Source organism: Enhygromyxa salina, from assembly GCF_002994635.1.
Classification (GTDB): Bacteria; Myxococcota_A; Polyangia; order Nannocystales; family Nannocystaceae; genus Plesiocystis; species Plesiocystis salina_B.
This window is the reverse complement of sequence record NZ_PVNL01000131.1, coordinates 1-11,037: the sequence shown is the minus strand read 5'-3', so window position 1 is coordinate 11,037 and position 11,037 is coordinate 1. Positions and strand designations below refer to the sequence as shown.

At 68.8% G+C, this 11,037-nt stretch carries 10 protein-coding genes; 7 read left to right on the top strand and 3 right to left on the bottom strand.

All coding sequences use genetic code 11. The features are described 5' to 3' along the window. Positions 1–1,859 (bottom strand): zinc-ribbon domain-containing protein (locus tag ENSA7_RS45915; protein WP_181234375.1); only part of this gene is annotated, 1,859 nt, incomplete at its 3' end. An 83-nt stretch (positions 1,860–1,942) separates the two neighbouring features. Continuing rightward, the gene (locus ENSA7_RS33955; RefSeq protein ID WP_106093572.1) at positions 1,943–2,146 is read right to left on the bottom strand and encodes a hypothetical protein; all 204 of its coding nucleotides are present in this window, start codon (positions 2,144–2,146) and stop codon (positions 1,943–1,945) included. A gap of 198 nt (positions 2,147–2,344) precedes the next feature. On the opposite strand from ENSA7_RS33955, the gene ENSA7_RS33950 reads away from it, so the two are divergent. From ENSA7_RS33950 to ENSA7_RS42755, 7 genes are all read left to right on the top strand, one after another. Then, the gene (locus ENSA7_RS33950) at positions 2,345–3,067 is read left to right on the top strand and encodes a response regulator transcription factor (RefSeq protein ID WP_181234374.1); all 723 of its coding nucleotides are present in this window, start codon (positions 2,345–2,347) and stop codon (positions 3,065–3,067) included. After that, positions 3,045–4,574, top strand: a complete 1,530-nt coding sequence (locus ENSA7_RS33945; protein ID WP_106093570.1) for a sensor histidine kinase — start codon at positions 3,045–3,047, stop codon at positions 4,572–4,574. The genes ENSA7_RS33950 and ENSA7_RS33945 overlap by 23 nt, the downstream gene beginning before the upstream one ends. Positions 4,575–4,677: 103 nt before the next feature. After that, positions 4,678–6,219, top strand: a complete 1,542-nt coding sequence (locus ENSA7_RS33940; RefSeq protein ID WP_106093569.1) for a c-type cytochrome domain-containing protein — start codon at positions 4,678–4,680, stop codon at positions 6,217–6,219. A 10-nt stretch (positions 6,220–6,229) separates the two neighbouring features. Further along, complete coding sequence (pyrE, locus tag ENSA7_RS33935; RefSeq protein WP_106093568.1) at positions 6,230–6,913, top strand: orotate phosphoribosyltransferase; 684 nt, start codon at positions 6,230–6,232, stop codon at positions 6,911–6,913. A 4-nt stretch (positions 6,914–6,917) separates the two neighbouring features. Continuing rightward, the gene (locus ENSA7_RS33930) at positions 6,918–7,484 is read left to right on the top strand and encodes a hypothetical protein (RefSeq protein WP_106093567.1); all 567 of its coding nucleotides are present in this window, start codon (positions 6,918–6,920) and stop codon (positions 7,482–7,484) included. A 178-nt stretch (positions 7,485–7,662) separates the two neighbouring features. Then, positions 7,663–8,640, top strand: coding sequence for a fibro-slime domain-containing protein (locus ENSA7_RS33925; RefSeq protein ID WP_244924005.1), 978 nt, complete (start codon positions 7,663–7,665; stop codon positions 8,638–8,640). A gap of 273 nt (positions 8,641–8,913) precedes the next feature. Further along, positions 8,914–9,426 (top strand): Spy/CpxP family protein refolding chaperone, encoded by a 513-nt coding sequence (locus ENSA7_RS42755; RefSeq protein WP_146158456.1) that lies wholly within the window; start codon positions 8,914–8,916, stop codon positions 9,424–9,426. Positions 9,427–9,531: 105 nt separating this feature from the next. Here the strand turns inward: ENSA7_RS42755 and ENSA7_RS44505 are convergent. After that, the coding region (locus tag ENSA7_RS44505) for a hypothetical protein (protein ID WP_181234373.1) at positions 9,532–11,037 on the bottom strand (1,506 nt) is incomplete at its 5' end.

Sequence of the window (11,037 nt, the reverse complement as noted above, 5' to 3'; positions counted from 1 at the left end):
GATGGGTCCGCTGCCGCGGACATCACCAACGTCGCCAAGGCCCCGCCGCCACCGCCACCGCCGCTACCACCGCCTTCGTCGTCCCCGGGTTGCGGAGGCGGCGGGGCCTTGGCGACGTTGGTGATGTCCGCGGCAGCGGACCCATCAGTCTCGCCCACGCTGGTGTCGTTGGCGTCCGAGTCGCCCGCGAGCTCGCCGGTGCCGACGCGGGATCGGATCGCAAGCCCGACCATCTGGTCTTCGGCGCCCGTGAGCAGCCGCTCGGCGGTGTTGTTGGCGGCCGTGGTGTCGCCCGCCCGCAGCAGCGCCAGCGCGAGCGCGGCCTCGCCCAGGCCGGTGCGGTTGGGGAGCGCCTGCAGACCGGCGAGCAAGCCTGGCGGGACGGGGGCGTCGAGGTCCTGCCACAGGACCGCCGCGCGCACGATCAGCGCGAGCTCGGCGGCTGGCTTGGGGACCAGCGGGAGCACCTCGGCCTCGGCCCGGCCCGCGGCCAGTCGCGCGAGCGCACGTACGCCAGCCAGCCGATCGACGTCGGCGACCCCCTCGAGCCCATCGACCAGGCGATCGCCGTCTTCTTGGTCTTCGCGGGCGCGACGGCGGAAGTCCTCGCGCTGGGCGTCGTCGATCACCGCCGCGATCTCGTAGTTGATCGCCCGGTTGAGCAGCAGGTCGGCCAGCGCGAGCTTCATCGCCGCGAGCACGGCCGGATCAGCGTCGCCCGCGTCGATCGCCCGCTGCAGGCCAGCCTCGGCCCTCGCCAGCTCGGCGGTGCCGAGCGCGAGCAGAGCAGTATCGGCCGCGGTGATCTCTGGCCGCGAGACGACACCAGCCTGCGCCGCGCCTGGATCCGCTGCGTCGTCACCGGCGAGGTCGAGCAGCTTCTCGCGGATCTGCGGGACCCCAAACATGACCCCGACCGCCGCCGCCACGCCGACGAAGGCGACGAGGACCGGACCGATGCGACGGCGTGGCGCGGGCGCCTCGAAGGCATCGAGCTCGTCGAGCTCGTCATCGTCATCGTCATCGTCACCGTCATCATCATCCAGATCGGCCGCGAGGCTGCGCGCGACGGGGACCGCGGCCGGTCGTGGCTCGGACGGCTTGCGCGCGTGGACGCGGGTCGGCGCCTCGTCGCGGGGTTCCCGCTCGGCGGCGGACGCCGTCAGCACGCTGTGGGCCTCAGTCGGGTCGTCGTCATCGAGGAAGTCGAGATCCTCGATCTCTTGGGCCAGCTTCCTCGACACGGGCGCCGGACTCTGCGGGGGTGAGCTGCGCGGCGGAGACAGCGTCTGGCGCGAGCTCTGCGGACCGGGCCCCGTGCTCAGCGACGCCACCGGTGGCGCCGGGGTTGCCACCGCTGGGGGACTGACCCGACGAGCGGGCGCGCTGCGTGGCTGGGCCGTGGCGGTAGGCGGCGGGGCGGCGGGACGCGGCGCGACCTGGGGCGCCCGGGCGGGCTGAGACGGTGGTGCCACGGGTGGCGCCACCGGCTTGGCGACCGACTGCGCGACTGGCTGGGCCACCGGTCGGACCACCGGCTTGACCTCTTCGAAGCCGGCGAACGCGTCCGCGAACTCGGGCATGCTCCCGAGCGGCACCCAGTTGCGGCCCGTGCGTGAGACCTGATCGTCCGGGTACAGCCGGTTCTCGCGGATCCACTCGCGCAAGGTTGCGACGTCGGGCGCGGTGAAGGTCGTGTTCTCGGGCGTGCGAACCTGCCAGTTGACGACTGGTTGAGGCGTGCGCGACTCGACCTTGAAGACGTGCTTGCAGACCGAGCAGCGCACGGTGACGCCCTCGCCGACCTGCCTGTCGTCGAACCCGAACTCGGTCCCGCAGTTGTCACAACGAACGATCATCCATGCCTCCGTGGGCGCGGTGGGACGTTCGAGCTGGCGTACGAGGCGGCCATCCGCGGCGAGACTCTAGCAGAGTCGCAGGCTCAGGACGTCAACCCGATCAAGGATCCGCCGATCGTCGTGACCGCGGCGACCAACAGGATCAGCCCGAACAGCTGCATCGGCTTTGGCGCGACGACCTTGACGAGCTCGATCCCTGCCTCCGCCTTGCAGCGCGGGCAGACCTTGTGCTCATCCGTGGGTTCGGCATCCAGGGGTGTGTGACAGTTGCTGCACACGTACCGCATGTTAGCGACCTACGATGACGGTGCCGCGCTGTCAATCCCAGGCCCCCACGCCTGCCCTGCCCCACGCCCGGCGACTTTCATCGCCGTCGCCGAGCCCACCACGCCTGCCCTGCCCCACGCCCGGCGACTTTCATCGCCGTCGCCGAGCCCACCACGCCTGCCCTGCCCCACGCCCGGCGACTGTGGCACCATCCCCCGGTGCGGATCCTGCTCATCGAAGATGACCAGCGCCTCGCCGAGCGGACCGCCGAGTACCTGCGCACCCACAAGGCCGAGGTCGAGATCGTCGGCGAGGGCAGCCAAGGGCTCGAGCGGGCCGGGTCGGGCGAGCACGACATCGTGCTGCTGGATCTGATGCTGCCCGGCATCGAGGGCCTGGACCTGTGCCGCAAGCTGCGCCAGCGCTCGAAGGTCCCGGTCATCATGCTCAGCGCTCGCGGTGACGAGATCGATCGCATCGTCGGGCTCGAGGTCGGCGCGGATGACTACTTGCCCAAGCCGTTCTCCCCGCGCGAGCTGCTGGCCCGGATTCGCGCGGTCCTGCGCCGACACGGCGCGACCGGGGACGTCGAGTCCGACACCCTCGTGGTCGGACCCCTGTCGATCGATCGTGCCCGACGCACGGTCGTGGTGTCGGGCAACGCCTGCGAGCTGACCGCGTATCAGTTCGATCTGCTGTGGGTGCTCACCTCGCAGTCCGAGCGGGTGCTCAGTCGCAACCAGCTCCACGCCCAGGTCCGCGCGCTGCGGGGCGAGCCATCCCAGGAGTTTGACCCGACCGTCGATCGCTCGATCGACGTGCACATGAGCAAGGTCCGCCAGGCGCTCGCCGGAGCCGACACCGAGGCCGATCCGGGGCTGGGTGCGAATCTCATCAAGACGGTTCGCGGGGTCGGCTATGTGCTCTCAGCGGACAATTAGCAGGCACCGGCTCGGGACCAGCCTGTTCGCGCGCATCTACGCGACGTTCGTGGTCGCGGTGCTCGGCTTCGCCGCGCTGGTCGGGCTGCTGGTCTGGATCGCCGCGTCATCGTGGAACGAGCAGCGCGTGCTCGAGCTCGTCGAGCGGGCGCGCGCGTCGGGGCAGCCACTCGCGCAGGCGCTGCTCAACCATGACGAGGCCGGCCTGCAGACCACCGTCGAGGCGCTCGAGCAGCAGCTCGAGGCCCACGTGGCGGTGCTGCCTCGACTCCGGGGTCGCCGGCTCGGTGAGCCGCTCGGCGCATCGCGCGGTCGCGATGGTCGGCCCCAGTTTCACGAGCACCCGCTGACCAAGACCGAGATCCACCAGCTCCGCCAGGGTCACCCGCTGGTCCGCCGTCCCGGGCTCGGGCCCCCCTCGATCGCGCTGGCCCTGTTCGAGCGCGGCTTCGAGGTCAGCGACAGCCTGGAAGACGTCGACTTTGCGGAGCCCGAGGCGGACACCCGGCCCAAGCAGCGGGCGCTCGACCGCGAGCACGGGCGGTTGATCGCGGTCGTCACGATCGATCCCAAGCACAGCCCGCTGCGAAGGCTGCTCAGCGTCGGCGTGTTGTTGTTGCTGGCCCTCGCAGGCGGCGCGTGGCCGCTGGCCCGCTCGCTGACCTCGCGGCTGGACAAGCTCGAGCGCAGCACCCGAGCCCTGGCCGACGGCGAGCTGTCCCACCGGGCCGAGATCGCCAATGAGCCGCACGACGAGGTCGACCGGCTGGCAGTCTCGTTCAACGAGATGGCGGATCGGCTCGACGCGCTGATGACCGGCCAGCGGACCCTGCTCGCGAACGTGTCGCACGAGCTGCGAACCCCGATCGCGCGCACCAAGGTGCTGGTCGAGATCCTCGCCGAGCGGATCGAACAGATCCAGGCCGCCGAGCAGCGCGACGAGGGCATCGATCCCGAGCACCTCGCGCGGCTCGAGCGGGGCTTCACGGAGATGCAGGAGGACCTCGACGAGGTCGAGGCGCTCATCAAGGATCTCCTGACCTCCGGCCGGCTCGAGCTCGGTCGCGACGGATCGCTCGCGCTCGAGCCTGTCGAGCTCGCGGACCTGTGCGCGGCCGCGGCGGCCCGGTTCGCCGCGACGGTCGAGTGTGAGCAGGGGATCGAGCTGCAGGGCGACCGGATGCTGCTCGAGCGCCTGCTCAAGAATTTACTGGCCAACGCGCGTCGAGCCTGCCCCGACGGCAGCGTGGTGATCCGCGGCGAGCGTGACGGGGCCGGCAAGATCGTGATCGAGGTCGAGGACGACGGCCCCGGCGTCCCCCCAGATCAACGCACCAAGATCTTCGAGCCGTTCGCGCGCCTCGATGCCGCCCGGGCCCGCGACCAGGGCGGCGTCGGCCTGGGCCTGTACCTGTGCCGACAGATCGCGCAGGCCCACGGGGGCAGCATTTGGGCCGAACCCCGCCGCGACGGCAACTCTGGGGCTCGGTTCGTGTGTGTGTTGTGAGCTTGGCCCCCGGCCGGTCCATACTTCCAGTACGCTGAGGTCAGTACGCTGAGGCGCCCGCGTCGATGCACGCTGCGGGCGTCGCACCTGATTGGGGTCTCTCATGCTTCGCACTCTCCGCTGGTTCGCGCCGCTCGTCGCTCTCCCCTTGCTCGCGTGTGTCGACGCGAGCGCGCCCGATCAAGCTGACTCGGACACCGGCACCAGCGAGTCGGACACTGGCGGCAGCGAGCCAGACGATCGCGTGCTGGTCAATCACGACTTTGGCGAGTTCGTGCTCGAGCCGCTGCAGGAGCTGGAGAACTGCGTGCAGTGGACGGTCGACAACGACGAGGCCGTCTACGTGCAGGGCGTGACGCTGAGCAACCTCGGCTACTTCCACCACTCGAATTGGTTCGTGGTGCCCGAGACCCTGTACGAGGGCCCCGACGGGTTCTTTCCGTGCGGGTCGCGGGGCTTCTCCGAGCTCGAGGCTGCGATCTCGGGCACCGTGCTGTTCGCCCAGTCGACCCAGTCGTTCGTGGAGGTCCAGCGGACCGCGGACGGCGCGGTCATCAAGATCCCGCCGCGCCACAAGGTCGTCGCCGGCACCCACTTGCTCAACGTGGGCCCCTCCGAGGTCTCGACGCGGCTGTTCATGAGCCTGGAGATCATCCACCCGCGCGACGTCGAATTGGTGCTCACCCCGTTTCGCCTGAGCTACCTCGACATCGACATTCCAGCCCAGACCGAGAGCCGCTTCACCGGCGTGTGTGACAATTTCGGTGAGCGCTACGCCGAGGCGACCGGCGCGCCGATCAACATGAAGCTGCACTACGCGGTGGCCCACTACCACTACCTGGGCAACTACTTCGATCTGAGCTTTGGCGGCGGCCCGCTCGACGGGCAGAGCGTCTACCGGCTCGACGGGTTCAACGGTGAGGCCAACGGCCTGGTGTTCGATCCGCCCCTCGATCTGGCCGGGGTCGAGAGCCTGTCCTACACCTGCGGCTACGACAACTGGCGCGACGTCAACGTCGGCTGGGGCATCGGTGATCAGGAGATGTGCGTCATGCTCGGGCTCGCGGAGTCGAAGATCATGTTCGACGCCACGGTCACCGGCGGGACCAAGGCGGTCGGCACCAGCCCCGACGGCGCGCTCGATTTCCAGGGCCCGTGCGGCGTGCTGCCGGTGGCCAAGAACCCCGCGCAGGCCGAGCCGACCGATGAAGAGCGCGCGGGCGAGCTCTACATCCCGCCGAGCGGCGACCCCGGCCTGCCGCCCGTGCCCGCGTGCATCGATCACGATCCCTCGGTCGCGCCCGCGATCGAGCCCACGCTCAGCAACGTGCAGGGCGTCGTGTTTCAGCAGTCGTGCAGCTTCAACGCGTGCCATGGCGACTCTGGGCAAGCGGCGGGGCTCAACCTGCAGGCGCCCGACCTGCTCGCGGAGCTGCTTAACCATGAGGTCGTCGGCAACCCTGGCGTCGCTCTGGTCGAGCCGGGCGACCCCGAGAATTCCTGGCTGTATCAGATCATCGCGAGCTGTCAGCCCGACGGCGGGACCGGCAGCCACATGCCGTTGAACTCGCCGGTGTTGCTCGACGATCGCTCGATCGCCCTGGTCCGCGAGTGGATCCTCGACGGCGCCCCCGGCTCGCCCTAACATCCGCGGCGTGCAGCCCCACCAGCAGGCATTCGTCGATCTCCTGATCCGCTACGAGGTCGTTCGCTTCGGCGAGTTCACGCTCAAGTCTGGCCGCAAGTCGCCGTACTTCGTCAACGCGGGGCAGCTGCGCACGGGCCGGGCGATCGCGGGGCTCGGGCGCGCCTACGCGGCCGAGATCCAGCGCGCCGAGCTGGCCTGCGATCTGGTGTTCGGGCCGGCCTACAAGGGCGTGCCGCTGGCGGTGGCCACGGCGATCGCTCTCGCCGAGCTGCCCGAGGGTGGGCGCGATGTTCCGTATGGCTTCGACCGCAAGGAGGCCAAGGACCACGGCGAGGGCGGCAACTTCGTCGGCACCGCCCCGGCCGCGGGCATGAAGGTGGTGCTCGTCGACGACGTGATCACCTCGGGCCGCTCGATCCGCGAGGCCGTCGAGCTGCTGCGCGCGGCCGCGCCCGACGTCGAGGTCGGCGCGGCGATCGTCGCGGTCGATCGCCAAGAGCGGGGGCGCGGCCAGCACACCACCTTGCGCGAGCTGCGTGACGAGCTCGGCGTCGACGTGCGGGCGATCGTCTCGATCAGCGAGCTGGTCCCCTACCTGCACGGTCGTGAGATCAACGGAAAGGTCGTGCTCGACGACGCGGGTCGGGCTGCGATCGAGGCCTACCTGGCTGAGCACGCTGGGTTATCCTGAGCGGGTGCGCTGCGTCAAAGCCCGGCTCGCGCCATGCCTCGCGCTAGGCCTCGCGCTGGGGCCGTCGGGCTGCGGTGACGACAGCGCGCCCGATCCCCTCGATCCAGAGCTGATCCGCGAGCTCTCGCTGGCTCGCGGCGAGGCCAGCGGGGACACGCACACTGGCCAGTGGCTGCTCGCGTTCCAGGTTGACAGCTGTGACTGCCCGAACGTCGAGATCGACGCGAACCCCGTGAACCTGTGCGCGGTCGCGACCTTCGCGGGACAGGGGTATACGGCCGGCTTGATCGAGAGCGGCGGCGTCTTCGCGATCCCCTCGGGACCGGAGGCGACCTTCGGCGTGCTCACCGGAGCGATCGAGGCGGACGGTTCGTTTGACGTCGCGTCGCGCCACAACGCCAGCACCGTGCTCGGCCCGCTCGAGTCGCTCGCGCGGATGGACGGAGCCGCCACAGACGACAGCATGGAGGGCTGGGCCGGCCAACGGCTGATCGGCGAGATCGCGGGCACAACGCTCGACTGTCGGTGGATGGGTAGCTTTGTTGGCACACGCTTGTCACCGCCCTATTGACACAATCGGGACAGTGGAATGCGCGGTTGAGCGCGACACCGCTCGCGGCGATGTTTCCAAATCAAACGCTGACTTTTGCAGCCGCCCCCATCCGCCGACCGGTCCAATGGGTCGGCTGTGGACGTTGCGACTTGCTGCTAAAGTGCCGGCCATGCGTAGGGGAATTATTTTCAGTCTCATGGCCACTTGTACCCTCGCGCTCGCACCTGCGTGCGGCGACAGCACTGGAACGGGGGGCAGCAACTCGGGGACCGACTCCGGAACCGACTCGGGGACCGGCGACGAGCAGACCACGGCCGAGTCGGGCGAGGCCGAAGCCGAGGGTGACGGCGACGGCGATCCGGCTGGCGATGGCGACGGTGATCCGACCGGTGACGGCGACGGCGACGGCGACGACGACCCAACCGGGGACGGCGACGGTGATCCAACCGGGGACGGGGACGGCGACCCGACCGGTGACGGTGATGGCGACGGCGACGGCGACGGTGATGGCGACGGCGACGGCGACGGTGACGGTGACGGCGACGGCGACGGCGATCCGCTCGAGTGTGGGACGCTCAACTCCACGGTTCGCGACTTCAGGATCGCGCACCCCGACTTTCAGTACATGATCGGCGTCGACCCGGGGATCGTGCAGGAGGACCTGGGCGTCGATCAAAAGCCCGTCTACAACGGCAACCCGAGCACGCCCACGACCACCACCGCCGACAACTTCAACCAGTGGTACAACGACGTCGATGGCGTGAACCAGAGCTTCGAGGTCCCGATCGAGCTGGTGGAGGTTCAGCCGGGGCTGTGGGAGTACGACAACAACGCGTTCTTTCCGATCGACGAGCTCGGCTGGGGCAACGAGGGCAACAATCACAATTTCCACTTCACGCTCGAGATGCACACCACCTTTTTGTACGAGGGTGGCGAGGTGTTCAGCTTCGAGGGCGACGATGATCTGTGGGTATTCGTCAACGGCAGGCTCGGCATCGATCTTGGCGGCGTGCACGGGCCGCTAGCCGGCAGCATCAACATGGATCAGCAAGCCAACAACCTCGGCCTGCAGATCGGTCAGGTCTACCCGTTGGACTTCTTCTTCGCCGAGCGCCACACCACCCAGTCGAACTTCAAGATCACGACGACGATCCCCTGCTTCGAGCCGCAGTAGCGCGCGCTCCCCCTCACGATTGCGCGCGGCGGCCCAAGTGGCCGCCGTGCTCAATTCGGAGGCTTGACGTGCACGCGCTTGCGCCTGTGACAGCGACGCCCCGGCGGCTATCGATGCCGCCGCTGGATAGCGTCGTATTGGGGTCTGGGAACACGAATTCGACAGATCAACCCGACCCCGTTTACGTCGCGCTCACACGATGACGACGGTCGCAGCGAGCGAACGGGGGAATGCTGAAGACGTGGGGCAACCACCCTCGAAAGGAACACGACAATGAGCATCTCAACCATGATCGGAACCCGCCTTCTCTCTGGTATCGGCGCCCTCGCGCTCGTCGGCGGCCTCGCAGGCGGGACCGCGATCGCAGCCAAGGGCGACGCGGACAAGCCGAGCCAGGAGCTTCGCCACGAGCTGCGTGATCAGACCAAGTCCGAGCGCGACGCCATCAAGCAGCTTCGCAGTCAGCTGGCCGCCGAGTACGCCAAGGACCAGCCCGACGTCAGCAAGATGAAGCAGCTGCACGCGCAGATCGAAGCCAAGCGTGATGCCATTGAAGCGGTGCGATTCGGGGCGTTCCTCGCCATGCACGAGCAGCTCGACGCGGCCCAGCGCGAGCGAGTCGCCGCCCGAATGGCCGGCAAGGGCAAGCACGGGGAACGCAAGCACGCCAAGGCCGACGGCGAGCGCGGGCACGCCAAAGCCAAGGACAAGGGCAAGGGCAAGGGCAAGGACAAGGGCAAGGACAAGGGCAAGGGCAAGCCCGACAAGGACAAGCGCGAGGGCTGACCCGACACCACGACCCGACCCAGGCCGCGAGGAGCTCTCCTCGCGGCCTGTGTCGTTCTGGGCTGTCAGCGCGCGGGCGCATCGGGCCCGAGCTGCGAGTCGCGACTACGGCTCGAGGACGACGACGAACGCATCGTTGGCCGAGCTCACGCCACCACCTGGACCCATGCCGAAGTCGATGGCCGAGTTACCCCCCTGCAAGGCTGAGCCGAGCACGCGCCCGGTGTTCGGATCGACTTCGCACCCATCCAGGCGCAAGGCCCAGATGGCCTGATTCTGCCCTTGGCGAACCCAGACCACGTTGGCGTCCTCGTCGAGCTTGGTGACAAAGACATCACGCCCGTCGGCGTCCATCGGTCCGGCGCCTACGTCCGCACCTTGCTGGTACATACCAACGGCGACGATGGTGTTGTCGGGACCGAACGCGACGTCGTAGGGATCGACGTCTCCGGTGAGCTCGATGCTCGCGTGGTGACTGCCGTCCGCCTGGTACACGGCGACGAAGTTCGTGTAGAACAATTCCTCGTCGCAAAAGATGTCTTCGGGGTCACACACACCGGGCACATTCACCGCTTCGTGAGCGATGAAGCCGATCTGGTCCTCCGGGCCGATCGCCATGGCGGCGCGGGGGAATGGGTCGTTGACCCGCGCACCGACCGAGCGCTCGAGCTCTCCGGTCGGGCCGTAGGTCGACCAAAACAGCCCGCGGAACGCCCCCTGTGTGGGCACATCGACCCCCGCGAGAGTGAGCGCCCCACCCTCCCACTGACCTGCGACTCCGATTAGCCCCGAAGAACCCACCGCGAGCGAGGCCGCGCCTCCGAGCCCCTCGAAGTCGGGCTGAGCCCACTCGAAATCTCCCGCCGCGCTCAGGCGGACGAGCACGGGGCCGCCGTCCCCACCGATCGGTCCGCCCCCAAGGTCGACCTCGCCAGTCGCGGCCACGCCAAACAGCAAGACGTCACCGTCGTTTTGATCGACCTCGACCTGCGAGAACTGTGCGTCCGGCCACTGTCGGCTCCAAAGTGGCTCGCCATCGAGGTCGAGCTCGAGGACATAGCCGCCCTCGTCGAACATCGGACCGTCGCCGAAGTCGGTTGGAACGCGGAATTCGCCGACCACGACGACATGTCCATCGGCGTCGGTCGCAATGCCGTCGACGAAGCCGTCGCCGGGAATCAGCGTCGACCACAGGTGCTCGCCATGTCGGTCGTAGTGCGTGACGAAGATCGTGTTCTCGCCCCCGGCCTGCATCTCCAGGCCCGGGATCGGGAGGAAGGTCGAGCCCCCGGCACTGCCCGCGAGAAACACGTCGCCCTCGGCTCCGAACGCCGCGTGGCCGCCAAAATCCTGCCCGTAGGTGCCCGCGAACCGCATCCAGGCTTGCTCGCCGGAGCACGAAGGTGCCGCGCCATCGCAGTCTTCATCGGCGTCGGTCAGGCAGCTGTCGAAGCTCGGGCCCACCGAGCCCACGCACGCACCAAAGACTTCGTCCTCCGTACAGGTTTCAGTGCCTTCCACGCAGACGCCGACGCCTTCCAGCGCGGGGTCAAACTCGAAGCACGGGCGGGTCTCTCCGACTTGGCACAGGTCGCCGTCGCCGTCCCCATC

Bases quoted from the DNA above. Each gene is read 5' to 3' on its own strand.
- ENSA7_RS33955 (WP_106093572.1), bottom strand. From the start codon at position 2,146: ATGCGGTACGTGTGCAGCAACTGTCACACACCCCTGGATGCCGAACCC.
- ENSA7_RS33945 (WP_106093570.1), top strand. From the start codon at position 3,045: ATGTGCTCTCAGCGGACAATTAGCAGGCACCGGCTCGGGACCAGCCTG.
- ENSA7_RS33940 (WP_106093569.1), top strand. From the start codon at position 4,678: ATGCTTCGCACTCTCCGCTGGTTCGCGCCGCTCGTCGCTCTCCCCTTG.
- ENSA7_RS33925 (WP_244924005.1), top strand. From the start codon at position 7,663: ATGGCCACTTGTACCCTCGCGCTCGCACCTGCGTGCGGCGACAGCACT.
- ENSA7_RS42755 (WP_146158456.1), top strand. From the start codon at position 8,914: ATGAGCATCTCAACCATGATCGGAACCCGCCTTCTCTCTGGTATCGGC.